The 24,695-nt window shown below is 31.0% G+C and carries 23 protein-coding genes; 6 read left to right on the top strand and 17 right to left on the bottom strand.

The genetic code is table 11. The features are described from left to right. The first annotated feature begins 20 nt into the window (after positions 1 to 20). Entirely contained in the window at positions 21 to 1,082 is a 1,062-nt protein-coding gene (locus ACN5J5_RS03790) for a hypothetical protein (RefSeq protein WP_418645980.1), read from the top strand. 6 nt (positions 1,083 to 1,088) lie between these two features. Here ACN5J5_RS03790 and ACN5J5_RS03785 read toward each other — a convergent pair whose 3' ends face one another. The 9 genes from ACN5J5_RS03785 to ACN5J5_RS03745 form a co-directional block, all read right to left on the bottom strand. Next, positions 1,089 to 1,820, bottom strand: a complete 732-nt coding sequence (locus ACN5J5_RS03785) for a helix-turn-helix transcriptional regulator (RefSeq protein ID WP_418645979.1) — start codon at positions 1,818 to 1,820, stop codon at positions 1,089 to 1,091. 242 nt (positions 1,821 to 2,062) lie between these two features. Next, positions 2,063 to 4,426, bottom strand: coding sequence for an efflux RND transporter permease subunit (locus tag ACN5J5_RS03780; protein WP_418645978.1), 2,364 nt, complete (start codon positions 4,424 to 4,426; stop codon positions 2,063 to 2,065). A gap of 94 nt (positions 4,427 to 4,520) precedes the next feature. After that, positions 4,521 to 5,075, bottom strand: a complete 555-nt coding sequence (frr, locus tag ACN5J5_RS03775) for a ribosome recycling factor (protein WP_418645977.1) — start codon at positions 5,073 to 5,075, stop codon at positions 4,521 to 4,523. A 47-nt stretch (positions 5,076 to 5,122) separates the two neighbouring features. Then, positions 5,123 to 5,833 carry a UMP kinase gene (gene pyrH / locus ACN5J5_RS03770; protein WP_418645976.1) on the bottom strand — a complete coding sequence of 237 codons (711 nt, stop codon included), beginning with the start codon at positions 5,831 to 5,833 and terminating at the stop codon, positions 5,123 to 5,125. 114 nt (positions 5,834 to 5,947) lie between these two features. After that, complete coding sequence (gene tsf / locus ACN5J5_RS03765) at positions 5,948 to 6,916, bottom strand: translation elongation factor Ts (protein ID WP_418645975.1); 969 nt, start codon at positions 6,914 to 6,916, stop codon at positions 5,948 to 5,950. Between the two features lie 79 nt (positions 6,917 to 6,995). Further along, on the bottom strand, positions 6,996 to 7,751 hold the full coding sequence (gene rpsB, locus ACN5J5_RS03760; protein ID WP_418645974.1) for a 30S ribosomal protein S2: 756 nt from the start codon (positions 7,749 to 7,751) through the stop codon (positions 6,996 to 6,998). Positions 7,752 to 7,909: 158 nt separating this feature from the next. After that, positions 7,910 to 8,296, bottom strand: coding sequence for a 30S ribosomal protein S9 (gene rpsI / locus ACN5J5_RS03755; RefSeq protein WP_418645973.1), 387 nt, complete (start codon positions 8,294 to 8,296; stop codon positions 7,910 to 7,912). Next, the gene (rplM, locus tag ACN5J5_RS03750) at positions 8,296 to 8,751 is read right to left on the bottom strand and encodes a 50S ribosomal protein L13 (RefSeq protein WP_418645972.1); all 456 of its coding nucleotides are present in this window, start codon (positions 8,749 to 8,751) and stop codon (positions 8,296 to 8,298) included. The genes rpsI and rplM overlap by 1 nt, the downstream gene beginning before the upstream one ends. 163 nt (positions 8,752 to 8,914) lie before the next feature. Next, positions 8,915 to 9,763, bottom strand: coding sequence for an OmpA/MotB family protein (locus tag ACN5J5_RS03745; RefSeq protein WP_418645971.1), 849 nt, complete (start codon positions 9,761 to 9,763; stop codon positions 8,915 to 8,917). 134 nt (positions 9,764 to 9,897) lie between these two features. Between ACN5J5_RS03745 and ACN5J5_RS03740 the strand changes: the two genes are divergently transcribed. Then, positions 9,898 to 10,875, top strand: coding sequence for an FAD:protein FMN transferase (locus ACN5J5_RS03740; RefSeq protein ID WP_418645970.1), 978 nt, complete (start codon positions 9,898 to 9,900; stop codon positions 10,873 to 10,875). Between the two features lie 76 nt (positions 10,876 to 10,951). Beyond that, positions 10,952 to 12,238 carry a hypothetical protein gene (locus ACN5J5_RS03735; RefSeq protein WP_418645969.1) on the top strand — a complete coding sequence of 429 codons (1,287 nt, stop codon included), beginning with the start codon at positions 10,952 to 10,954 and terminating at the stop codon, positions 12,236 to 12,238. Positions 12,239 to 12,253: 15 nt separating this feature from the next. On the opposite strand, the gene ACN5J5_RS03730 is transcribed toward ACN5J5_RS03735, so the two are convergent. From ACN5J5_RS03730 to ACN5J5_RS03705, 6 genes are all read right to left on the bottom strand, one after another. Beyond that, positions 12,254 to 13,024, bottom strand: a complete 771-nt coding sequence (locus tag ACN5J5_RS03730) for a class I SAM-dependent methyltransferase (protein ID WP_418645968.1) — start codon at positions 13,022 to 13,024, stop codon at positions 12,254 to 12,256. Beyond that, on the bottom strand, positions 13,025 to 13,222 hold the full coding sequence (locus tag ACN5J5_RS03725) for a gliding motility protein GldL (protein WP_418645967.1): 198 nt from the start codon (positions 13,220 to 13,222) through the stop codon (positions 13,025 to 13,027). Positions 13,223 to 13,231: 9 nt separating this feature from the next. Beyond that, entirely contained in the window at positions 13,232 to 14,035 is an 804-nt protein-coding gene (gene map / locus ACN5J5_RS03720; RefSeq protein ID WP_418645966.1) for a type I methionyl aminopeptidase, read from the bottom strand. 29 nt (positions 14,036 to 14,064) lie between these two features. Beyond that, complete coding sequence (locus tag ACN5J5_RS03715) at positions 14,065 to 14,601, bottom strand: TlpA family protein disulfide reductase (RefSeq protein WP_245662314.1); 537 nt, start codon at positions 14,599 to 14,601, stop codon at positions 14,065 to 14,067. A gap of 6 nt (positions 14,602 to 14,607) precedes the next feature. Beyond that, complete coding sequence (gene gpmI, locus ACN5J5_RS03710; protein WP_418645965.1) at positions 14,608 to 16,125, bottom strand: 2,3-bisphosphoglycerate-independent phosphoglycerate mutase; 1,518 nt, start codon at positions 16,123 to 16,125, stop codon at positions 14,608 to 14,610. Between the two features lie 289 nt (positions 16,126 to 16,414). Continuing rightward, positions 16,415 to 17,188, bottom strand: coding sequence for a M48 family metalloprotease (locus ACN5J5_RS03705; RefSeq protein WP_418645964.1), 774 nt, complete (start codon positions 17,186 to 17,188; stop codon positions 16,415 to 16,417). Positions 17,189 to 17,298: 110 nt separating this feature from the next. On the opposite strand from ACN5J5_RS03705, the gene ACN5J5_RS03700 reads away from it, so the two are divergent. Both ACN5J5_RS03700 and ACN5J5_RS03695 read left to right on the top strand, forming a co-directional pair. Further along, on the top strand, positions 17,299 to 19,041 hold the full coding sequence (locus ACN5J5_RS03700; RefSeq protein ID WP_418645963.1) for an aromatic amino acid hydroxylase: 1,743 nt from the start codon (positions 17,299 to 17,301) through the stop codon (positions 19,039 to 19,041). A 46-nt stretch (positions 19,042 to 19,087) separates the two neighbouring features. Then, entirely contained in the window at positions 19,088 to 19,369 is a 282-nt protein-coding gene (locus tag ACN5J5_RS03695) for a rhodanese-like domain-containing protein (RefSeq protein WP_418645962.1), read from the top strand. A 121-nt stretch (positions 19,370 to 19,490) separates the two neighbouring features. Here the strand turns inward: ACN5J5_RS03695 and ACN5J5_RS03690 are convergent, their stop codons facing one another. Next, positions 19,491 to 20,444, bottom strand: a complete 954-nt coding sequence (locus ACN5J5_RS03690; RefSeq protein ID WP_418645961.1) for a GSCFA domain-containing protein — start codon at positions 20,442 to 20,444, stop codon at positions 19,491 to 19,493. 74 nt (positions 20,445 to 20,518) lie between these two features. On the opposite strand from ACN5J5_RS03690, the gene ACN5J5_RS03685 reads away from it, so the two are divergent. Beyond that, entirely contained in the window at positions 20,519 to 21,802 is a 1,284-nt protein-coding gene (locus ACN5J5_RS03685) for a cryptochrome/photolyase family protein (RefSeq protein WP_418645960.1), read from the top strand. Positions 21,803 to 22,078: 276 nt separating this feature from the next. On the opposite strand, the gene alaS is transcribed toward ACN5J5_RS03685, so the two are convergent. Beyond that, complete coding sequence (alaS, locus tag ACN5J5_RS03680; RefSeq protein WP_418645959.1) at positions 22,079 to 24,694, bottom strand: alanine--tRNA ligase; 2,616 nt, start codon at positions 24,692 to 24,694, stop codon at positions 22,079 to 22,081. Between the last annotated feature and the right edge of the window lies 1 nt (position 24,695).

Below are 24,695 nucleotides of genomic sequence, written 5' to 3'. Positions count from 1 at the left end.
GTAATCAGATTTTTATAAAAATGAGTAAGATTAAAAGAAAAACAATTTTAAATCAATTTAAAAAAGATTTAATAGGTAAGGATTCTCACCGAGGCGTAACATTAACCTATTCTTGGTTAGCAAATCAATTTGGCCATGTAGCTTTAGGTTTTGTACCTTCTTTTATTTTACATGATAATATTAAGCATTTAACACCTTATAAAAACCCTATTTATGCAAGTATTATTATAACCTTGTTTTGGTTTTTTTTTGAATTGTATAATTTTTTAGGCCCTTTATTAACCAAAAAAACATCAATAAATAATCGATTTTTTATTCCTAAAAAAGAAAAGTACATATTTAATCCTCAATGGTTAAATATTGCATACGATACAATTACGGATGTAGCTTTTTTTGCTTTCGGAGCTTTTTTGTATAGTTTTTATATAAACGGATTACATGATACAGTAACTATTTTTGTGGTAGTTATTTTGTTTCTTTATTTGCTTAGGGCGTCAAGTTATTGGTATTTAACAAAAATGTACCAGCACTATGCAAATTATCCTTTTCAATTTCGATTAAGTCAATGGAATTTTAAAATAAATGAAAATGAAAAGCAGGCCATTTTTAATTTTATCAATGCAAATGATTCTGGAAATCATTTATTAATTTTTGGATCTCAACTTTGTGGAAAGACAAGTTTAGGAGTAGGAGTTTTAAACGAATTATCTATAAAACACAAAGTATGCTTATATACAAGTGCGATGAAATTATTTAGTTTTTTCTTTATTGAAGAAAATACTAAATTAAGTATTCATAAAATTTGGTCTTGGAAAGAAAGTGATTATTTAGTAATTGATGATGTAAACCCTGGGAAACCGATAACCGAAGAGTTGATAAATCCCCAAAATATTCTAAAATTTTTAGATCCAACTGAAACAGGTGATAGGAAAAGTGAAAATTATAAAATCATAGCAAATAAAAATATTATTTGGATTTTAGGAAATGAAGCTATTTTAGATAATCAAAACGAATGGACAAAAATGTTACTAGAAATAGGAGTGCCTAAACACAAGATTAAACAAATTAATTTATTGCATTAAATAAAATTAGAGAATGTGATTGGTATGCGCAAAACTGATTAAATGTGGTAAACTTTTTACATTAAATCTTTTGTATAAAGGAATAATGCGTTTTTCTATTGCCGATTGACTAACATTTAATTCGCTAGCAATTTCTTTAAACGCTAAGCCCTTGGCAGCCATACTAAGTGCCTCTTTTTCTTTTCTAGAAATGGCAAAATGATTAAATAATTCTTTATTTAATGTTTCTTCAAAATCAGAAGAGTCAGGTCCGTAAGCAGCATATTGCATTATGTTGCTGTGCTTAAGCGATTTTATTACTTGAGACACTCCGATAATTTCTTCAACCTTTCCGTCCGATGATTTAAAAACACCTACTCTAGAAAATAAGGGAACTACTGCACCTTCTTTATTAATTTTTTCTAACTCTAAGGTAAAACTGTATTTTTCTAAATCTGTTGTTTTTGTATTTAAAAAACGAAGCGCTTTGTCATTTAACTCGTTAGAAAATTGAAAATGCCTTGGCGAAGTGCAACTTACTATTTTAAGCATTGTTATTTCGTCATCCTTATACCCCAAAAGTTCTTGCCAACCATGTGCATACAACATTTTATTCTCTTTAAAAGAATAGATGTATAATGCTTCGCCAACAAATTTCGGAATTGTTTTCTTATAAAAAATATAAGACGCTGTTTCTTTATTTATAGGCGTGTCAGAAACTCTTTCTTTAGTATATTTCCCAATGCTTTTTAGTTCCATAAATGCAAAATAATAAAACCTGCGAAAAGACGCAGTTGTATAAAGTTTAAATTCAAAGTACATTTGTGGTGTACTTTAAGGGATAAAAATAAAAATATACTTTAAATAACCTAGTATGTTTTTAAAAAATAATAGTTATGAAAAAGAACTATGCTAAAGTATATGAAAAAGGAACAAAAAGAGTTAGCGTTTGCTAACTCTTTTTTTTGTGCTAATAATTGTATTTAAAAGGATAAATACAATTATTTATCCTCTTTAGGAGGTAAGATTTTAAATTTTGTTTCTTTTAATACTTTTTTGTTAGCTATTTTCTTTTCAAAAGATAATAAAAGCGATGGTAACAAAAGTAAGTTAGATACCATAGCTAATAATAGCGTTACAGAAACTAAACCACCTAAGGCAATGGTACCACCAAAACTAGAAATGGTAAAAACCAAAAACCCGAAAAATAATACAATAGAAGTATAAAACATACTTACGCCTGTTTCTTTAAGGGCAGAGTATACTGCGGGTTTAATTTTCCAGTTATTGGCTAATAATTCTTGTCTATATTTAGCTAAAAAGTGAATGGTGTCATCTACCGAAATACCAAAAGCAATACTAAATACTAAAATAGTAGATGGTTTTATTGGGATGCTAAAAAAGCCCATTAATCCTGCTGTTATTAATAAAGGTAACATGTTTGGAATTAACGATATAAAAATCATTTTATAAGATCGGAACATCCACGCCATAAAAATTGAAATCAATAAAATAGCTAGCGATAAGGAAATAACTAAATTTTTAATTAAGTAATTAGTTCCTTTTAAAAAAACCAATGCTTTTCCTGTCATTGAAACATTAAATTTTTCACCAGGAAATTGTTTTTTGATAACGGCATTTAATCGCTCTTGAATAATATTCATTTTATCAGTACCAACATCTTTCATAAAAGTAGTAATACGCGCGTAACGGCCTGTACTATCTACAAAATTATTTAACATACCAGCATTACTGTCAGAGTTTTTTGTAAAAGCAAAAATGTGGGCTTTTTCTTGACTTGTAGGTAATTGATAATATTTGGGATTTCCTTTGTAATAAGCTTGCTTAGAGTATTTAACTAAATTTGTTATAGAAATTGGTTTAGATAATTCAGGAAAAGTTTCAATTGTTTCATTTAGCTTTTCCATCTTTTTTAAAGTAGAAAGCTTCATAACACCTTTTTCTCTTTTAGTGTCAATTAAAATTTCTAAAGGCATAATTCCGCCAAATTCTGTTTCAAAAAACTTAATGTCTTTATAAAATTGCATTCCTTTAGGCATGTCTTCAATTAAACTACCAGAAACACGAATTTGAAACAAACCAATCATACTTAAAATAATAACAACAACGGTTGTTATGTACACCGTAATACGTTGTTTTTTTACCATTTGTTCCATCCAAGAAACAACATTGCTCATCCACTTTTTCTCTAAGTGATTTAAATGCTTTTTTTCTGGAAGTGGCATAAAACTATATATAATCGGAATAATTAATAAAGCAAGAATAAATATACTTACAATATTTACTGATGCTAAAACCCCAAATTCTCTTAATAATTGACTTTTTACAAAAACAAAGGTTGCAAAACCTGAAGCAGTTGTAATGTTTGTCATTAATGTTGCATTACCAATTTTAGAAATTACACGTTGTAGTGATTTTGCTTGATTACCGTGTTTTTTTATTTCTTGTTGATATTTATTGATAAGGAATACTGCGTTTGGTACTCCTATTACAATAATTAAAGGTGGAATTAAAGCTGATAAAACTGTTATTTCATACCTAAATAATCCTATAAAGCCAAATGCCCAAATTACTCCAATACCTACAACTAATAAGGTGATAAAAGTGGCTCTAAATGAACGAAAAAAGAAGAAGAATATTACTGCGGTAATTCCTAAAGCTCCTAAAACAAAAAGACTCATCTCATCAATAATGTTTTGAGAGTTAATTGTTCTTATATATGGCATTCCCGAAATTCTAACATCAATTTGATGCTCTTTTTCAAATTTATCAACTATAGGGATTAAAATATCTGCAATAAAATCTCTACGAGCAGGAGTATTTACAATTTCTTTATCTATATAAATTGCCGTTTGTAAAGTTCCTTGATCGTTATAAAGTAAATTGTCGTAAAAGGGAAGTTTTTCAAATAGTTGTTTTTTTATTCTATTTACTTCCTCATTTGTAGTAGGATCTTTTTTAAATAAAGGTTCTAAAACAAACTTTCTTTTTGTTCTGTCCGCCTTTAATTGTTTTACATCAGCAATAGAAAGTGTAAAATCTACTTGCTTTACGCTATCTAATTCTTTTACTAATTTGTTCCAAGCATTAAATTTGGCAGGAGTAAAAATAGTAGAATCCTTTACACCTAAGATAACTAAGTTACCTTCTTCACCAAAAATATCTAAAAAGTTATTGTATTGTATGTTTGCTTCATGATCTTCAGGAAGCAAATTAGCTTCTGTATATGAGAAGCGCATGTATTTCATTTGAGTAACTAACAGCCCTGTAATTACAGCTATAGCAATTAAAACCAAGTATCGGTTTCTTAAAATAAATCCTGCGATTTTAGTCCAAAAAGTCATTCAAATTTTTTTTACAAAGTTATGGTAAATGAAACAATTAAACGAAAAAAAAGAGTGTCTTAAAAAACACTCTTTTTTTCGTTTGTAAAAGAAATTAAACAGTCATAATTTCTTTTTCCTTTACGGATACTTTTTCGTCGATAGTTTTACTAAATGTATCTGTTAAGTTTTGTACATCAGCTTCGGCATTTTTCTTTAAATCATCCGAAATGTCAGTTTTTTTAATTTCATTATTAGCATCTTTACGAGCGTTTCTTATCCCCACTTTTGCGTGCTCTCCTTCTGCTTTTGCTTGTTTTGCTAAATCTTTACGACGCTCTTCGGTTAAAGCGGGTACGTTGATAATAATGTTGTCACCATTGTTCATCGGGTTAAAGCCTAAATTGGCAATCATAATTGCTTTTTCAATTTCATGAAGCATGTTTTTTTCCCAAGGCTGAATGGTAATTGTTCTAGCATCTGGAGTACTTACGTTTGCTACCTGACCTAAAGGAGTGGCAGAACCATAATAATCTACCTGAACATTTGCTAACATTGCAGGCGATGCTTTACCAGCTCTAATAGTACGTAATTCTTTTATTAAATGCTCTATAGCATTGTTCATTGATTCTTTTGCCGAATCTAAAATAAAATCAATTTCTTCGTTCATTTTGTTCGTATTTATTGTCCTTTTAAAATGTAAAAGGTTTTCTAAATTTATTTATTGTCAACTATTGTTCCAATTTTTTCGCCAGAAACTAATTTTAGTAAGTTTCCTTCTTTATTCATATCAAAAACAATAATAGGTAATTCGTTTTCTTCACTTAAAGTAAAAGCAGTCATGTCCATTACTTTTAAGCCTTTTGTAATTACATCTTTAAAAGTGATGTTGTCGTATTTTATGGCATTTTTGTCCTTTTCAGGATCTACATTGTAAATTCCGTCTACTCTAGTACCTTTTAAAATAGCATCTGCATTAATTTCAATAGCTCTTAAAACTGCAGCAGTATCAGTAGTAAAGTAAGGATTTCCTGTTCCACCTCCAAAAATAACAACTCTACCTTTTTCTAAATGACGATTGGCACGTCTTTTAATATAAGGTTCGGCAATTTCTTTAATTTCAATGGCAGTTTGTAAACGTGTGTGAATACCTTCGTCTTCTAGAGCACTTTGTAAAGCTAAACCATTTATACAGGTTGCTAACATGCCCATGTGATCTCCTTGTACACGATCCATACCGTTGCTTGCTCCAGCAACTCCTCTAAAAATATTACCACCTCCGATAACAATTGCAACTTGAATATTTTTATCAGTTACTTCTTTTATTTCTTGAGCGTATTCTTTAAGTCTTTTAGGGTCTATACCGTATTGACGATCGCCCATTAATGCTTCGCCGCTTAATTTTAAAAGGATTCTTTTGTATTGCATAGTTTTGTTGAAAAGTTATGCAAAACTACGTAATTTTTTTGAGTTAAATTTTTGATAAAATAAAAAAACCATCCAAAAAATTGGATGGTTTTAATTATTATATAATGTTAAGAATTATCCTAAAGTAACTCTTACAAAGTTTTTAACTTCTACGTTACCAAAAGAAGAAACATATTCTGCAACAGTTTTCTTTTCGTCTTTAATAAACTTTTGATCTAATAAACATTGTTCTTGATCTAAAGTTGTGTTGTCTGAAATAAATCTTTCCATTTTACCTGGTAAGATTTTATCCCAAATTTGTTCTGGTTTACCTTCAGCTTTTAATTGCTCTTTAGCAGCTTCTTCAGCTTTTGCTATAGCATCGTCAGTTAATTGTAATCTAGATACAAATTGAGGTACGTTTTTTAACGTTTTACCTAAACGAACTAATTCTTCGTTATCTTTTACGATAGCAGCAATTCTTGCTTCAGTTTCAGCCTCTACATAAGCAGGGTCAAAACCTTTGTAAGATAAAGAAGTTGCTCCCATTGAAGCAGCTTGCATAGCTAAATCTTTTGTTAATTCAGCAGCATTATCTATAGCAGCAGTTAAACCAACCATAGCGGCAATTTTACCAACGTGAGTATAAGAACCTACATATGGCGCTTCAAGTCTTTCGTAAGAAGTAATGTCGATTTTTTCACCGATAACTCCTGTTTGTTCGATTAACTTCTCAGCAACTGTTACACCACCGAAATCAGCAGCTAAAAATTCTTCTTTAGTTTTAGTGTTAAAAGCAATAGCAACAAATTGAGCAGCTAATTCTTTAAAAGAATCGTTTTTAGATACGAAATCTGTTTCACATGCTAATACAATAGCAACACCGTAAGTGTTGTCATCACTAATTTTAGTAATAGCTACACCTTCAGTAGACTCTCTATCGGCTCTTTTAGCAGCGATTTTTTGTCCTTTTTTACGTAAAACTTCAACAGCTTTATCAAAGTTTCCTTCTGCTTCTACTAATGCATTTTTACAATCCATCATACCAGCTCCGGTACTTTCTCTTAATTTTTTTACGTCTGCAGCGCTAATTTTTACTGACATCTCTATTGTTATTTTTTAATTGAATATTTTTTTGTAAAAAACTTAAAGGTTTCAAATTAATGAAACCTTTAAATTAAATTTATTTAGCCTCTTCTTTTGCTGGTGTTTCAGCTTTAGCAGGTGCTTTTTCTACTTTTGCTTTTTCTTTGTCAGCTTTTCTTTCGGTTAAGCCTTCGTTAATAGCATCAGTAATATAAGATAATACTTTATCGATTGATTTAGAAGCATCGTCATTTGCTGGAATTACAAAATCAACTGGTCTTGGATCAGAGTTTGTATCAACCATTGCAAAAATTGGAATGTTTAATTTCTGAGCTTCAGCAATAGCAATGTGCTCTTTCTTTACATCAATTACAAATAAAGCAGCAGGTAAACGAGTCATATCAGAAATAGAACCTAAATTCTTTTCTAATTTAGCTCTCTGACGGTTGATTTGTAATTTTTCTCTTTTTGATAATGCATCAAAAGAACCATCTAACTTCATTCTATCAATAGAAGCCATTTTTTTAACAGCTTTACGAATAGTAACAAAGTTTGTTAACATACCACCTGGCCAACGCTCAGTAATGTAAGGCATGTTTACGTTTTCTGCTCTTTCTGCAACGATATCTTTAGCTTGTTTTTTAGTTGCAACGAATAAGATTTTACGTCCAGAGTTAGCTATTTTTTGTAAAGCTAAAGCAGCTTCATCAATTTTAGCTGATGTTTTATACAAATCGATGATGTGAACACCATTACGCTCTGTATAAATGTATGGAGCCATGTTTGGATTCCATTTTCTAGTTAAGTGACCGAAGTGCACTCCACTTTCTAATAATTCTTGAATGTTTGCCATTTTAATAAAATGTGTTTACGTTCTGTTTTCACAATATCTCAGTAGTTATTATTAAGTCTGAAATATTTAGATACTAAACTGTTAAAAATTAATATATAAATAACAGTCTCTTTTTTTCGAAAATAAAGAACCAATGCTTTTGTAAAGCAATGATAATATTAACGTTTAGAGAACTGGAATTTCTTACGTGCTTTCTTCTGACCGAATTTCTTACGTTCAACCATTCTAGGGTCACGAGTTAATAAACCTTCTGGTTTTAATACTGCTTTGTGCTCTTCGTTAATAGCTACTAATGCTCTAGTAATTGCTAAACGAATTGCTTCTGCTTGACCAGTAACACCACCACCAAAAACATTTACTTTAATGTCATAAGACTCTAAGTTCTCAGTTAACATTAAAGGTTGCTTTACTTTATATTGTAAAGTAGGTGTTGTTAAATAGTTGTTTAAATCTTTTTTGTTAACAGTGATATTTCCACTTCCTTGAGAAACGTAAACACGTGCAACAGCTGTTTTTCTTCTACCTATTTTGTGTACAGTTTCCATTATTTAAGATCGTTAAGGTTAATAAGTTTTGGGTTTTGAGCCGTTTGTTGGTGCTCAGTACCTGCGTATGCATACAAGTTTTTGTATAACGCACTACCTAATTTGTTTTTAGGTAACATTCCTTTTACTGCTTTTTCGATTAATCTTGTAGGATCTTTCTCAAACATTTCTGTAGCAGTTAATGATCTTTGACCTCCTGGATATCCTGTGTGACGGATATAAGACTTGTCAGTCCATTTTTTACCAGTTAGGTTAATTTTGTCTGCGTTGATAACAACCACGTTATCTCCACAATCTACGTGAGGAGTATAATTTGGTTTGTACTTACCTCTAATTAGCATTGCTATTTTAGAAGCTAGACGACCCAACGTTTGCCCGTCCGCATCAACTAAAACCCACTCTTTGTTAACAGTGTTTTTGTTTGCTGATACTGTTTTGTAACTTAATGTGTTCATAATTACACGATTAGTTTTTGTTTATTAATATATAATTTTGTCCTTAAAAAAGGTCTGCAAATGTACAACTATTTATTTGGTTAACAAATAGCTAGTTAGTTTAATTTTTAGGAAATAAAAAAACGCGCTAAAAGCACGTTTTTTTATAAAATATCAAATTTGATTATTCTGCTTTTTGTTCTAATAATTCAAAGAATTGATTTAAACGAGGTAGAATAATAATTTTTGTTCTTCTGTTTTTTGCTCTGTTGGCAGGAGTGTCATTCGCAACTAATGGAGCATAATTCCCTCTACCTGCAGCAATTAATCTGCTAGGAGCTACTTTGTGTTTGTTTTGTAATTCACGAACAATAGACGTTGCACGTAAAACACTTAGTCCCCAGTTATCTTTTAAGGTAGATCCTTTGGCAACAGGAGTATCATCAGTATGACCTTCTATCATTACATCCATTTCTGGTTGTCCGTTTACAACTGTAGCTACTTTAGCTAAAACTTTTGAAGCTTTTTCAGAGATGTTATAACTTCCGCTTTTAAATAATAGTTTATCAGAAATAGAGATAAAAACAACTGTTTTTTCAACATTAACGGTGATGTCTTCATCATCAATACCTTGTTGTAATTCTTTCTTTAAATGAAAAGCAACAACTAAGTTTAATGAATCTTTTTTAGAAGCTGCCGCTCTAATTCGGTTAATATATTTGTCTTTTTTACTTAATTGAGTTAAGGTTTCTTTAATATTGTCATTAGCGCCTTTAGTTAAAACAGTTAAGTTTTCTACATGTTGAAGCGTGTTTTGTTTGTCTTGTTTTAAGTCGTTAACAGAAGCTTGTAGTGTAGTTACTTTATCATCACAGCTTTCTTTTTCAACTAAACATTTTGTTAAGTTTGCTTTAACTGTTGATAATTCTTCCTTTGTTTTTTTATGCTGTGCTTTTAAAGCATCAAATTCTTTGGTTGATGCACAAGAAACTAAGATAAGTGAAGCTGTAAGAAATAAAAATATTTTCTTCATTGTGATATTATTTTTTAAAATGTGTATTATTATATAATATGTAAAGCAAAGTTATAAAAATGATGCTACAAAAAAGATAATTAACAATCTTTTATGAAGATAGAATCATTTATTTTTGTGAGCAAATTTATATGATGATTAAAAAAGTACTTTTTATAACAAGTTTTGTGGTGATTTTTTTTACAGCTTGTGGTCAAAAAAACAAATTGAATGAAACTAAGTTAGAAGGTTTGGTGTTCGGAACAACCTACCATATAACTTATTTAGATGCTAAAAATCATCAAAAACCGATTGATAGTTTGTTTTATTTGGTAAATAAATCGTTATCAACTTATATGCCTACTTCTGATATTTCAAAAATTAATAAAGGAGACTCAACCGTTGTTATAGATGATTTGTTTTTAGAAGTTTTTCAAAAATCAAAAAGAATTTATAAAGAAACCAATGGGTATTTCGATCCTACGGTTTGTAATTTGGTAAACGCCTGGGGATTTGGGTACAAAAGAGAGAAAAAAGATTTAGATTCTTTAGCGGTACATAATTTGATGCAGCAAGTTGGTTTAGATAAAGTAATTTTAAAAGGAAGAAAAATTCAGAAAGAATTTAAAACATCTTGTTTAGATTTTAATTCAATAGCAAAAGGGTATGGAATTGATGTTGTTGGTCGCTTTTTAGAAAGTAAAAACATAGAAAACTATTTGGTTGAAATTGGTGGGGAAATAAGAGCAAGAGGGAAAAGTAAAAGAAATAAAAACTGGAAAGTAGCTATTGATGACCCAAACTCAGACGGAACAAGAAGTGTATCGAGGTATATTGAGTTAGATAATCAATCTATGGCAAGTTCTGGTAACTATCGTAAATTTAGAATTGGTGTAAATGGGCAAAAATATGTACACACGATAAATCCAAAAACAGGTTTTGCGACTGAAAGTAATTTGTTAAGTGCAACTGTTTATGGTAAGGTAGATTGTGCTGATGTAGATGCTTATGCTACAGCGTTTATGGCAATGGGTTTAGAAAAAACAAAAGAATTTTTAGTAAATCATTCTCAATTAAAAGTGGTTTTACTTTTTTTTGACGAAAAAGGAACTTTAAAAATGTTCTCCAATTAAAAAATACTCAATTATAAGTATATTTAGTGTAAAAAAAAATAAATATATTTGCCAAGTATTAAAATCAATTATGTTTATGAAAAAAATAATTATATTATTCGTTTTTTTTAGTTCCATATTAACATATGGACAGTCTAAAAGAGAGTTGGCTGATGTGTATTTTAAAAAATCAGAAAGAGCACTTGAGGCAGCAGATTTCCCTCTTGCTAAAACTCACTTTGAAAGAGGTGTTGCTAAAATAGGAGAAGTTAATACTGCTAATAACGCACTTACAGGAGCCTTAGTTTATCTTGAGCTTAAAGAGTACGAGCAAGCAAAAAAATATGTAGATAAGTTTTTTCAGATATCAAAAAACAGATCTTCTGATGATTATAAATTAATGTTAGAAGTATCTGTAACTGTTGATGAGGCAATCATTGAAAGTACAGCTAAGGAAGAAAAAATAAAAAAAGAAAAATTAGAAAAAGAAAAGGAGTTAAAAAGAATTGAAGCTCTTAAGAAAGAGTGGGAAGAAAAAGCAGAAGATTTTACTTTTGATTTTGATATGTTATACCCATTTAATAAATATGGCGTAGCTGTTTATGAAAAAAATGGATACTATGGCGCAATAAATGATAGAGGAATTGAAGTTGTAGAGGCTAGCATTTATAAAAAGGTATTAAACAATGAAGGATATATTTTATTTTTAAATAAAGAAAAATCTCCTACCAAAATATTAAGTATTAATACAAAAACTAAATACAAAGTTCAATTACCTCAAGCATTTACTTATGTTGAAGATTTAACAAATTATGGAGTTGTTACCAAGCCTAGAGGTAATGGACAGGTTGTAATGTATTCAGAGGAATTAGGAAAGACGATGCTATATGATTTAGAAGAAGAAAGGTTTTTGAAAACCGTTAAGTTAAAAGATAAATTAAAAAAACTTAAGAAAGATGATAAAATTGATAAGTATAAAGATAGAATAGTTAGAATTGACAAGAATAAATATAGAGTAGGAACATTTATAGGGTCTGGAGTTTATTCTTTGTATAAAGAAGGAAATGGTGCTTTGTTTGGTTATATGTTTACTGAAAACCAGGGAGATAGAGCAAGAGTAAGAGTTGTGGCTGAAACAGGATTTTTAACAGCTTTTCATGATAAAAAACTTGAAGGAATTAAGGAAGATGATACATTAGTTTGGTACACGAAAGGTGGACAAGAAGCTAATAAATCTCAGTTTGATGACAGCTATGAAGGTGATGTTGAGATTGAGAAATCTGAAAAAGGAGGTTATCGATTAACTAAAGACGGAGTTGTTTTCATAAAAGGAAAGACATTAGAAAAATTAGCTGATTTTATCGAGAAAAATTCAACAAAATAATAAAGAGTTTAAGAATTAACTCTTAAAACATACAGGCAAAATTTCGCCTTTCATTAAAGCAAATCGTTCTAGTTTTTCTAGGACGATTTTTTTTGTGAAGTCTACTTCATCAACTTTAAAGCCAATAGAGCGAAGTTTGTTAAAATAATCACGTCCGTATACGCGAACATGATCGTACTGGCCAAATATTTCGGCACGTTCTTTACGATCGGTAATAGAATCGTCTTCGAAAGTAGTTTCCCTTGATAAATCTTGCGGAATTTGAAAAATACCAAATCCACCAGGTTTTAATACGCGATATAATTCTTGCATTGCTTTGGTGTCATTAGGAATATGCTCTAAAACATGATTGCAAAACACCACATCAAATTCATTGTCTTTAAAAGGTAAATCGCAAATATCTGCTTTTACATCAGCAATTGGCGATTCTAGATCAGAAGTAATATAATCTAGGTTTTTTTGTTTTCTAAAAATGTCTAAAAAACATTGTTCAGGTGCAATATGTAATACTTTTAATTTTTTATTCGAAGAAAAAAAAACGGTTTCATTCTGTAAATAAAGCCATAATAAACGATGTCTTTCTAATGATAGTGTAGAAGGAGAAAGTGCATTTTTTCGTTGTATACCATAACCATAAGGTAAAAATTTACGAAATGATTTACCATCAATAGGATCGGTAAAATTATCACCTTTTAACCACCAAGCAATTACAGGACGAACCCAATAGCTTGCTTTAATTAATAAAGGTCTTGGAATGGTATTTAATATGGATTTAAAAACTTTCAATTATTGATTTAAAGTGTCTTTAAATTTTTTGTTAGTAAATAACTTGATGATAAATAAAATAAATGCAATTATTTGTAAAATTGTACCAAAGGTAAGTAATTCAACAGCGAGCATTAAATGTAATACTTTAAATAAAGCACCTAGCGTTATGAAGATAATGCCTAAAACAAATATAGAAATGATATATTTTAATTTCATCTGATGAATTTAAGCTCTAAACTCATCCTCTTCATTGCTTTCAATACCTAAAGCATCATAAATATATTTAAAGGTAGATAATAATTCAGGTTTACCGTTAACAATAGCAACATCGTGCTCAAAATGAGCAGAAGGTTTACCGTCTAAAGTAGTAATTGTCCAACCATCATTATGTTGTAATATTTTGTGAGTTCCTAGGTTTGTCATAGGTTCAATGGCAACAACCATCCCTTCAATAAACTTTTTACCACGACCTCTACGTCCATAATTTGGCATTTCAGGATCTTCGTGCATTACGCGTCCTAAACCATGACCAACCAATTCACGAACAACTCCGTAACCATGTTTTTCGGTGAAATTTTGAATAGCAAAACCAACATCACCAACGCGATTACCAACTTTTAGTTCACGAATACCAACGTATAAACTCTCTCTTGTAACGTCTAATAGTTTTTTGGTTTCAGCAGCAATTTCACCTACAGCAAAAGTATATGCATGATCGCCATAAAAATCATTTTTAATAGCACCACAATCAATAGAAATAATATCGCCTTCTTGTAAAGGAGTATTGTTAGGGATTCCATGAACCACTTGTGAGTTCGGACTCATACAAAGTGTGTTCGGAAAATCATACAATCCTAAAAAACCAGGAATAGCTCCTTGTTCACGAATAAAATCTTCAGCTAACTTGTCAAGTTGTAAAGTAGTAACTCCAGGTTTTACCTCTTTAGCAAGCATTCCTAAGGTTTTTGATACTACTAAGGCACTTTCGCGCATGATTTCTATTTCTTCTCTAGTTTTTGCTTTGATCATCTTAAAAATATTGAGGCGCAAATTTACGGTTATTTTTGATACGGATGTGTATATGGTTTACCAGAAACTATTTTTAAAATATCTTCTTCAATTGAGCTTCCATCAACAGGGTGTTCTACAAAACGACCAATTTCTTTTCCGTCTTTATAAAAGATAAAAGTTGGAACTCTAACTACATTAAATCCTTTTTCTAACCCGTTAGCCTTTTTTTTACGATTAACTGTTACCAACTCAAGGTTTCGGTAATTAAAATTTGATTGATCTAATAATTTATAAAAATTAGGAATTTCTCTTTGGCTATCGCCACACCAAGTTCCCATAAAACCTTTAATAGTTACCTCTTTTAAATATGATTTTAATTGAGTAATGGTATTTTTATCTGTTTCATAATAGCTGTAAAAATCATTAAACCATTCAGAAGCATAAGGTTCTTGCTGAAAATCTTTTTTTGTAGCAATACCAACTAAATTACCGTCTTTGTCTTTTACTGCTGGCTTTTTTTGTTGGATTTTTGCACAAGAAGTAATCAATATGGCAATTAAAATATAAGTGATTTTTTTCATCATTTGTTTTTAAATAAGTGAGTTTTGAGTCATTTCTTTAGGTTGCGCTACATTCATTAGTCGTAAAATAGTTGGAGCAATATCACCTAAAACACCATTTTTTATCGATTTTAATTCTTTGTCAATTAAAATCATAGGAACCGGATTTGTAGTATGCGCGGTATGTGGTGTTCCGTCAGGATTCATCATTGTTTCACAATTACCATGATCGGCAATTAATATAGTTGTATAATCATTTTCTAAAGCGATTGTTACAACATCTTTAACACAATTATCAACAGTTTCACATGCTTTAACGGCAGCTTCAAAAACACCAGTATGACCAACCATATCACCATTAGCAAAGTTTAAGCAAACAAAATCTACCGCTTTTTCTTTTAATTCAGGAACTATGGCATCGCGAATTTCATAAGCGCTCATTTCGGGTTTTAAATCGTAAGTAGCAACTTTTGGAGATGGACAAAGTAATCTTTTTTCACCATTAAATTCTTGTTCTCTTCCGCCAGAAAAGAAAAATGTTACATGTGGATATTTTTCAGTTTCGGCAATTCTAATTTGAGTTTTTCCTGCCGTTTCTAAAACTTCTCCTAAGGTATTTTCAATATTATTACTATTGTAAATAACTTTAATATTTTTAAAAGTTTCATCATAATTTGTCATGGTAACAAAATATAATGGTATTTTTTTCATGTTAAGTTCAGGGAAATCTTTTTGATTTAAAGCTTCGGTTAGTTCACGACCTCTGTCGGTTCTAAAGTTAAAAAAGATAACCACATCATCTTCTTTAATGGTTGCTTTAGGTTGGTTGTTTTCATCAACCATAATAATTGGTTTGATAAATTCATCAGTAACCGATTCATTATAGTTGTTTTGAATACTTTGAGAAGCATCCGAAGAAAAAGCACCTTTACCATTAATTAAAGCATCATAAGCTAACTGTACTCTTTTCCAGCGATTATCACGATCCATCGCATAATAACGACCCGTTATAGAAGCCAATTCTCCGGTGGTTTTTTGCATGTGTTCTTCAATGTCATTGATAAAAAACTTTCCTGATTTTGGATCGCAATCTCGTCCGTCAGTAAAAGCATGAAGAAACACATTTTTTAAATCATAATTGTCAGCAGCACTAAGTAATCCTTTTAAATGATTGATGTGAGAATGAATTCCGCCATTAGAAACCAATCCTAAGAAATGAACGTTTTTATTGTTCTTTTTAGCATATTCAAAAGCATTTAGTAATTCCGTTTCTTGAGCTAAAGTACCTTCATCAATTGCTTTGTTAATTTTAGCAAGGTTTTGATATACAATTCTACCAGCACCTAAATTCATGTGTCCAACTTCCGAGTTTCCCATTTGTCCTTCTGGTAAACCCACATGTTCGCCATCGGTGCGTAATTGTGCGTGTGGAAATTTATCGTATAGCGAGTTTATAAAAGGTGTTTTGGCGTTGTATATGGCAGATACTTTCGGGTCTTGGGTGATTCCCCAACCATCAAGAATCATTAAAATTACTTTTTTGTTCATTTTGTTGTGTCTTAAAAAACAAAAGTAAGAAAGATTTTTGCCTCTTTTTTAAAAAATAACGAAATCGATTGTTTCCTATATATAAGGCGAAGCTGTTTCCTGCTTTCTGCACTCGCTTTTTTTAAGAAAAATAAAAAAGAGCTCAAACAAATGCTTCAATCAGGGCTAAGTTTGCTTGTTATTTATTCGTTTTAATCTAAAGCAGTTTGTGTTTTTTTAATTTATCAAAAAGACCTCACAGGTTTTTAAAACCTGTGAGGTCTAATTTTATTATGTAGTATTATCGCAATTATTTTCTGTATTTACGAATAGCTTCGTTAATTTTTTCGATCCTATTTTCAGGATCGGGGTGTGTGCTTTGAAATTCAGGAGTTCTATTAGGCCCAGCGGCTTGTTTTAAAATTTCCATTACACCAATTAAGCTTTCAGGATTGTAGCCAGCATCTATCATTAATTTTACGCCTAAATCATCGCTTTCTAGTTCGTCACTTCTACCATACTTCATGTTAATTACATTGGCGATAGATGCCATTCCTTGTGCTGTGTTGGGGTCAAAACCAACAGCAGCGCCTGAGAGTATGCCTTGTGTTAAATCTTGCTTAGCCATACGAGCAGCCGAATGTCTACCAATAACATGTCCAATTTCATGCCCTAAAACACCAGCCAATTGATCTTCGTTTTTTAATTTAGAAAACAATGCAAAGGTGATAAATACTTGTCCGCCAGGTAGGGCAAAAGCATTAATAGTTCGTTCATCTTTTAATAAATGAAAGTCAAAAGGATATCCAGAGTTTTTGGCAATGCTGTTTCTAAGTAATTTTTCGCCAACTCGATCTACCAAGTCTTGATATTTTTGACTCGGATATAAGCCACCATGTTGTTGTGCCATTTGCGGCGCACTACTTAAACCAATCGCAACTTCTTGCTTTGGCGATATAGAAATATGTTGTGTTTTACCAGTATACGGATTCGTTTCAGAACTAGCACAGTATTTAAATAAAGCAAACAGTGCAATGGCAGCACCAATTAAAAGTCTAACTTTTAAATTTCCGCGATTTCTCATAGTTTTTAATTTTGACGATAAAGTAAATGTACAAAATATATAATTTAACGAATATCGATTTTTTGTGAACTATAAAAAACTTAAATTTACCAAGCAAAATAAACAACAATATGGAATCTCATTTTGAACTAAATGAAATAACTAAAAAGTTACCACAACATTTACATAAATTTATAGTTAAACAGCCGTACCACGAATATACAGCGCAAAATCAAGCGGTTTGGCGTTATGTAATGCGTATGAATATTGATTATTTAAGTAAAGTAGCGCATGCTTCTTATTTAAACGGATTAGAAAAAACAGGAGTTTCTGTTGAGAACATTCCTTATATGGAAGGGATGAATCGTATTTTAAAAGAAATAGGCTGGGCAGCAGTTTCTGTTGATGGATTTATTCCGCCAAATGCATTTATGGAATTTCAAGCCTATAATGTATTGGTAATTGCTTCTGATATGCGAACCATAAATCATATCGAATATACACCTGCACCCGACATTATTCATGAGGCAGCAGGACATGCACCAATTATTGCTAATCCTGAATATTCTGAATATTTACGTCGTTTTGGAGAAATAGGATCAAAAGCAATTTCATCATCAAAAGATTATGAAATGTACGAGGCAATTCGCTTATTATCTATCTTAAAAGAAAATCCGAATTCAACAAAAAAAGAAATTGACGAAGCGCAAGAAAAAGTTGAATGGTTGCAAGATAATATGGGTGAATTATCTGAAATGGCGCAAATAAGAAATTTACATTGGTGGACGGTTGAATATGGATTAATAGGAACACTTGATGATCCTAAAATATACGGCGCTGGTTTATTGTCATCTATTGGTGAAAGTAAATGGTGTATGCAAAATGAAGTTAAAAAAGTGCCATATTCTATTGAAGCTGCAAATGTAAGTTTTGATATTACTAAGCCACAGCCACAGTTGTTTGTAACGCCAGATTTTGCCTATTTAAGCCTGGTGTTAAATGAGTTTGCAAACACCATGGCGCTTAGAACAGGAGGCTTAAAAGGTGTTGAAAAATTAATCGATTCTAAAAATTTAGGAACTGTCGAATTAAGTACCGGAGTTCAAGTTTCAGGAATATTTACAAACGTAATTGAAGATACTAAAGGAAAAGTAGCATACATACAAACTACAGGGCCAACAGCTTTAGCAAATAGAGACAAAGAGTTAATAGGGCATGGAATTAGATACCATGCAGAAGGTTTTGGAAGCCCTGTAGGGAAATTAAAAGGGATTAATTTACATATTGAAGATATGAGTCCGCGCGATTTAAAAGCGTACGGAATTTACGAAGGCGAGGAGCTAAATTTAGAGTTTGAAAGCGGTGTTAAGATTAACGGAAAGGTGATAACTGGAACTCGTGATTTAAGAGGTAAAATTTTAATTATTTCCTTTAAAAACTGTACCGTGACTTATAAAGAGCAAGTATTGTTTCAGCCTGAATGGGGAATTTATGATATGGCAATAGGGAAAGAATTAGTATCGGCTTACTCTGGGCCAGCAGATGTTGAGTCTTTTCAAGATTTAGGAAAAGTATCTGAAACAAAAACACATAAAATCGAATATACTCCTTCGCAAAAAGAACTTTATAGTTTATATGAAGAGGTTAGAAAGATGAGAGATATTGATGAGGTTTCTGAAAATAAACTTGATGATATTTTTAAAAAATTAAAGAATAATTTTAATGAAGATTGGTTGTTGTCTTTAGAATTGTATGAATTAGCTTTAAAAAATAATTTTACAATACAAACAGTACTTAAAGAACATTTAGAAAACTTAAAGAGTAACAAGAGTTACAAAAATTTAATTGAAAACGGATTACATTTGTTGTCTTAATAAGCATAAAACAAATGGGATTATTTAATTTATTTAGAAAAAAAAAATGACAAACGAAATACAAGAATATTTAGCTAAAGATGCAGTAGTGTTAGATGTACGTACTTTAGAAGAATGGAATGAAGGACATAGTGAAGGAGCAAAACATATCGTTTTAACAGTAGTGCCTTTAAATGTAGAAGAAATTAAATCGTGGAATAAACCAGTGATTGCTGTTTGTAGAAGCGGTGGTAGAAGCGGACAAGCAATGCAGTTTTTACAGGGGCATGGAATTGATGTAATTAACGGTGGTCCTTGGCAAAACGTAGATCAGTATTTAGTTAAATAACTAAAAAATATAATTTCAACGTCATTCCGAATTTATTTCGGAATCTCATTGTAATGCATAGTGGTTTTTGATGAGAGGCTGAGATGAGCTTAAGTTGATGATTGCATTTTAGTACGGATAATCATAAAAATTTCATAAAAGGAAACGCTTTTAAAAGTGTTTCCTTTTTTTGTTCAAGGTTTTTTAAGAATTTTAAATGTGCCTCAGAAGTTGGATTAAAAGAACGATGCGTTAATCCTTTTTGTATAGTTGCTACTTCTTTCATGGTTTGTTCAGCTTCTTCAGAAAGCCAAACTTCAGAAAAACGTTCCCAAATATATGTAATCGCTGTTTTGTTAGGATGAATCATGTCTTCTGCATAGAAACGATAATCTCGTAATTCATCCATCATAATTTCATATGAAGGAAAATAATGCGTGTTGTTTCTAGGTTCAATAATTTGATGAATCGCCGAAAGTAAATGCGCTTTACTACGTTGATTTTCTAAAAAACCATCTTTTAAATGACGAACAGGCGAAACGGTAAAAATGATAGATATCTTGTTGTTTATTGTTTTAAGTAAGGAGATAATCGCTTCTAAGCTTTCTATAATTTCTTCGACGGATAAAATTTCTTTTAAAAACTGTTTCTGTGGTATTTTATGACAATTGGCAACAATGTTATCTGTGCTAATTTCTCTGTAAACCCAAGAAGTTCCTAAAGTAATTATTAAATGCGATGCGTTTTGTAACTCGTTAAATGTGGTTTTATTTGCTTGGTTTAAATTGTATAACAACTCTTTTTTATCCGAAGAACTTAAGCAAGAATGTGCCTCAAAACAATGCCAACGTTCGTTATGGTAAAAGATATCATTTTCGGAATATTCTTTCTGATTAATAACATTGGTAATAAAACTTTCGATAGCCTTCGGATGAAATAAAATTCCGAATGGATTTACAGTTGCTTCGAACTTATAATACGCCAGTTTATTACCTATGTTTTCTGAAAAACAAGAACCCAATAACATTAATTTTGCATTGTAGTTAATTTGATTTAAAGACTGTTTTTTTAACGGAACTTGAGTTTGAAAAATCATAAGATTAAAATAAAAATATCTTTTCAAAAATAGAATAAATATTATAAGTGTGTATTTTTAAGCAAAAAAAGTAGATGAATAAAATTTCAATTTTTTGGTTCCGAAGAGATTTGCGTTTGTTTGATAATAAAGGATTGTTTGAAGCTTTAAATTCTAGACAAAAAGTAGTTCCTGTTTTTATTTTTGATAATGAGATTTTAGAAAGTTTACCAAAAGATGATGCTCGCATTTCTTTTATTTATCAAACTTTAGCTAAGATTGATGACCAACTAAAACTTAACAAAGCATCGTTGTTAGTAAAAGTCGGGAACCCGATGGATGTTTGGCAAAAACTCACATCAGAATTTGATATTGAAACAGTTTACACAAATAAAGATTACGAACCTTACGCAATTAAAAGAGATCAACAGGTTGAAGAATTTTTAATGTCTAAAAATATTCAATTTAAAAGGTTTAAAGATCAAGTAATTTTCGAAAAGTCAGAAATTGTAAAGAAAGATGGTTTGCCATACACGGTTTTTACACCATATAAAAACAAATGGTTACAGCATTTTTCTGAAGAAAAAGATACTCAAGAATTTAAAATTAGGTTTGATAATTTTTATGAGTTTGTTTCAGAATTTCCAACATTAAAATCAATCGGATTTCAAGAAAGCAGTATTAAAGTAAAACCATATAATTTAGAAAATATTAATAATTACGATGCTGTAAGAGACTTTCCGTACCAAGATAAAACATCCTATTTATCGCCTTATTTACGCTTCGGGTTGGTAAGTGTCCGTAAAATCGTACGTTTTGCTTTGCAAACAAATACAACTTTTTTAAGCGAACTTATTTGGCGCGAATTCTTTATGCAAATACTATTTCATTTTCCGAAAGTAGTAACGACTAATTTTCGTCAAAAATACGATGCTGTTCCTTGGCGAAATAAGCAAGAAGAATTTAAAAAATGGTGTGTGGGCGAAACGGGATATCCGATGGTTGATGCTGGTATGCGACAACTAAATAAAACGGGTTATATGCACAATCGTGTACGAATGATTACGGCAGGTTTTTTATGTAAACATTTGTTAATTGATTGGCGCTGGGGAGAAGCATATTTTGCAGAGAAATTATTAGATTATGAACTATCTGCAAATAACGGAAATTGGCAATGGGCAGCAGGTACAGGTTGCGATGCGGCTCCGTATTTTCGAGTTTTTAATCCAGAAGCACAGTTAAAAAAGTTTGATAAAGACTTGCAATATATTAGAAAATGGATAGAAAATTTTGATGAATTAACATATCCAAAACCAATAGTAGAGCATAAGTTTGCAAGAGAAAGAGCCATTGCAACCTATAAAAAAGCATTAAACTAAGACTAGATTTTCGTCATGCTGAATTTAGTTCAGCATCGCATAAAGATAATAATTACAGATTCGATTTTTAGATATAAAACGTTGTTAAATGAAAAAAAGTAAAAGGTTCAAAGAATATATTCTTTGAACCTTTTTTATAATTATTTGAAGCTATTTCCCGCTTTTCGCACTCGCTTTTTTTGAAGAAAAATCAAAAAAGAGCTCAAACAAATGCTGCAATCGGGGCTAAACTTATTTATAAAGTTTTAGCTAAAAAAAGTATTGTTTGTGCATGTTTTAAACTAAATATTCTTTTGCTTTATCTAACGCTTTTGGTATTCCGCCAGGGTTTTTTCCACCAGCAGTAGCAAAGAAATTTTGTCCACCACCACCACCGTGGATTAGTTTACCTAACTCTCTAACCACTTTACCAGCATCATAACCACGCTCTGCTGCTAACTCTTTAGATATATAACAAGTTAACATAGCTTTGTCTGCTTTTTCTGATGAGGCAAAGAATAAAAATAAATTCTGAAACTCTTTTCCTAAAGCAAAAGCGATGTTTTTTATGCTGTTAGCATCTAAATCTACCTTAGTTGCTAAAAACTGAACGCCATTTATTTCTTGTAATTGGTTTTTTAATTCGCCAGATAAATTACTTGCTTTGTCTTTTAATAATTGTTCTATTTGTTTCTTTAAAACAGTGTTTTCATCCTGTAAAGATTGTAGTGCTTTTACTGGTTCTTTAGCATTATTTAATAAATCTTTCATTTCATAAAAAGTACGATTATTATCAAAATAATAGTCCTTAACAGCATCAGCAGTAATCGCTTCAATTCTTCTTACTCCAGATGCAACAGCTCCTTCAGATTTAATTTTAAAATGCCAAATATCGCCAGTGTTTTGTACATGTGTACCACCACATAACTCAATAGAGTTGCCAAAACGAATAGAACGTACAGTATCTCCGTATTTTTCGCCAAATAAACTCATTGCTCCGTCAGCAATAGCTTGTTCTTTTGGTGTGTTTCTTTTTTCTTCTAAAGGTAGTTTACCTTCAATTCGGGCATTTACAAAGTTTTCTATATCGCGTAATTGCTCTATTGTTAATTTAGAGAAATGAGAAAAATCAAAACGTAAATGTTTAGAGTGTACAGCACTTCCTTTTTGCTCTACATGTGTACCTAATACTTCTCTTAAAGCTTGGTGTAAAAGATGGGTTGCGGTATGATTAGCAGCAGTTCTTTCGCGTTGTTTTTTATCTACAACAGCAGTAAACGATTCGTGTAAATTTTTTGGAAGGTTTTGTGTAAAATGAATAATTACATTGTTTTCTTTTTTGGTATCAACAATATAAATAACATCTCCAGAAGCACTTTCTAAATATCCTTTATCTCCAACCTGACCACCACCTTCTGGATAAAAAGGCGTCATGTTAAAAACTAATTGATATTGTTCGCCATCTTTTTTTGACGTAACTTTTCGGTAACGAGTTAATTTTACATCAACAGTAAGTGTGTCGTAACCTACAAACTCTTCAACTTCATCTTTAATTAAAACCGTCCAATCATCAGTTGATGATTCGCTTGCAGCACGCGAACGATCTTTTTGTTTTTTCATTTCTTTATGAAAGTCTTCTTCATCTAAGCGCAATCCTTTTTCTCTAAGAATTAAAGAAGTTAAATCGATAGGAAAACCATAAGTATCGTATAATTCGAATGCTTTTTTACCAGAAATAATTTCGGTATTCGATGTTTCTATAATACGATCTAATAAAATTAACCCTTGATCTAAAGTTCTTAAAAAAGAAGCTTCTTCTTCTTTAATTACATTTTCAATTAATTGCTTTTGTAATTTGATTTCAGGGAAAGCTTTTCCCATTTTTTTAGAAAGAATATCTACTAATCTATAAATAAATGGATCTTTTTTATCTAAAAAAGTAAATCCGTAACGAACTGCTCTACGTAAAATTCGTCTAATAACATAGCCAGCTCCGGTGTTACTTGGTAATTGTCCATCGGCAATTGAAAAAGCAACTGCGCGAACGTGATCTATAATTACGCGAATTGCAATATCTGTTTTTTCGTCTTTTCCGTAAGTAGTATTTGCAATTGTTTCTACCTCCCTAATTAGCGGGGTAAAAACATCGGTATCGTAATTAGATTGTACGTTTTGTAATACCATACATAAACGTTCAAATCCCATACCGGTATCAATATGTTTGTTTGGTAATTCCTCTAACGATCCGTTTGCTTTACGGTTGTATTGCATAAAAACCAGGTTCCATATTTCTACTACCTGCGGATGATCTTCGTTTACTAACGATTTACCATCTACTTTTGCTTTTTCTTCGGCAGAACGAATATCTACATGAATTTCTGAACATGGTCCGCAAGGTCCTTGCGCACCCATTTCCCAAAAATTATCTTTTTTATTTCCTAATAAAATACGGTCTTCAGCAATGTATTGTTTCCAAATATCATAAGCTTCTTGGTCTAATTTTGTGCCGTCTTTTTCATCACCTTCAAAAATAGTAACATATAAAATGTCTTTATCTATTTTATATACTTCAGTAAGTAATTCCCATGCCCAAGCAATTGCCTCTTTTTTAAAATAATCTCCAAAACTCCAGTTACCTAACATTTCAAACATAGTATGGTGGTAAGTGTCGTAACCAACTTCATCTAAATCGTTATGTTTACCAGAAACACGCAAACATTTTTGTGAGTCAGAAATTCTATTGTTTTTCGGCACTGCATTTCCTAAAAAATATTCTTTAAAAGGTACCATACCAGCGTTTACAAACATTAAGGTAGGGTCGTTTTTTAATACCATTGGTGCAGACGGAACAATATTATGGTTTTTAGATTTATAGAATTCTAAAAATTTTGATCTTATTTCTTGAGATTTCATA

The sequence above is a fragment of the Tenacibaculum insulae genome (assembly GCF_964512435.1).
GTDB lineage: Bacteria > Bacteroidota > Bacteroidia > Flavobacteriales > Flavobacteriaceae > Polaribacter > Polaribacter insulae_A.
This window is presented reverse-complemented; position numbering and strand designations above follow the sequence as displayed.

Bases quoted from the DNA above. Each gene is read 5' to 3' on its own strand.
- ACN5J5_RS03735 (WP_418645969.1), top strand. From the start codon at position 10,952: ATGAAAAAAATAATTATATTATTCGTTTTTTTTAGTTCCATATTAACA.
- pyrH (WP_418645976.1), bottom strand. From the start codon at position 5,833: ATGCAATACAAAAGAATCCTTTTAAAATTAAGCGGCGAAGCATTAATG.
- ACN5J5_RS03700 (WP_418645963.1), top strand. From the start codon at position 17,299: ATGGAATCTCATTTTGAACTAAATGAAATAACTAAAAAGTTACCACAA.
- ACN5J5_RS03740 (WP_418645970.1), top strand. From the start codon at position 9,898: ATGATTAAAAAAGTACTTTTTATAACAAGTTTTGTGGTGATTTTTTTT.
- rplM (WP_418645972.1), bottom strand. From the start codon at position 8,751: ATGAACACATTAAGTTACAAAACAGTATCAGCAAACAAAAACACTGTT.
- map (WP_418645966.1), bottom strand. From the start codon at position 14,035: ATGATCAAAGCAAAAACTAGAGAAGAAATAGAAATCATGCGCGAAAGT.
- ACN5J5_RS03715 (WP_245662314.1), bottom strand. From the start codon at position 14,601: ATGATGAAAAAAATCACTTATATTTTAATTGCCATATTGATTACTTCT.
- ACN5J5_RS03785 (WP_418645979.1), bottom strand. From the start codon at position 1,820: ATGGAACTAAAAAGCATTGGGAAATATACTAAAGAAAGAGTTTCTGAC.
- ACN5J5_RS03690 (WP_418645961.1), bottom strand. From the start codon at position 20,444: ATGATTTTTCAAACTCAAGTTCCGTTAAAAAAACAGTCTTTAAATCAA.
- ACN5J5_RS03685 (WP_418645960.1), top strand. From the start codon at position 20,519: ATGAATAAAATTTCAATTTTTTGGTTCCGAAGAGATTTGCGTTTGTTT.
- rpsI (WP_418645973.1), bottom strand. From the start codon at position 8,296: ATGGAAACTGTACACAAAATAGGTAGAAGAAAAACAGCTGTTGCACGT.
- frr (WP_418645977.1), bottom strand. From the start codon at position 5,075: ATGAACGAAGAAATTGATTTTATTTTAGATTCGGCAAAAGAATCAATG.
- rpsB (WP_418645974.1), bottom strand. From the start codon at position 7,751: ATGGCAAACATTCAAGAATTATTAGAAAGTGGAGTGCACTTCGGTCAC.
- ACN5J5_RS03695 (WP_418645962.1), top strand. From the start codon at position 19,088: ATGACAAACGAAATACAAGAATATTTAGCTAAAGATGCAGTAGTGTTA.
- ACN5J5_RS03725 (WP_418645967.1), bottom strand. From the start codon at position 13,222: ATGAAATTAAAATATATCATTTCTATATTTGTTTTAGGCATTATCTTC.
- alaS (WP_418645959.1), bottom strand. From the start codon at position 24,694: ATGAAATCTCAAGAAATAAGATCAAAATTTTTAGAATTCTATAAATCT.
- ACN5J5_RS03705 (WP_418645964.1), bottom strand. From the start codon at position 17,188: ATGAGAAATCGCGGAAATTTAAAAGTTAGACTTTTAATTGGTGCTGCC.
- ACN5J5_RS03745 (WP_418645971.1), bottom strand. From the start codon at position 9,763: ATGAAGAAAATATTTTTATTTCTTACAGCTTCACTTATCTTAGTTTCT.
- tsf (WP_418645975.1), bottom strand. From the start codon at position 6,916: ATGTCAGTAAAAATTAGCGCTGCAGACGTAAAAAAATTAAGAGAAAGT.
- gpmI (WP_418645965.1), bottom strand. From the start codon at position 16,125: ATGAACAAAAAAGTAATTTTAATGATTCTTGATGGTTGGGGAATCACC.
- ACN5J5_RS03790 (WP_418645980.1), top strand. From the start codon at position 21: ATGAGTAAGATTAAAAGAAAAACAATTTTAAATCAATTTAAAAAAGAT.
- ACN5J5_RS03780 (WP_418645978.1), bottom strand. From the start codon at position 4,426: ATGACTTTTTGGACTAAAATCGCAGGATTTATTTTAAGAAACCGATAC.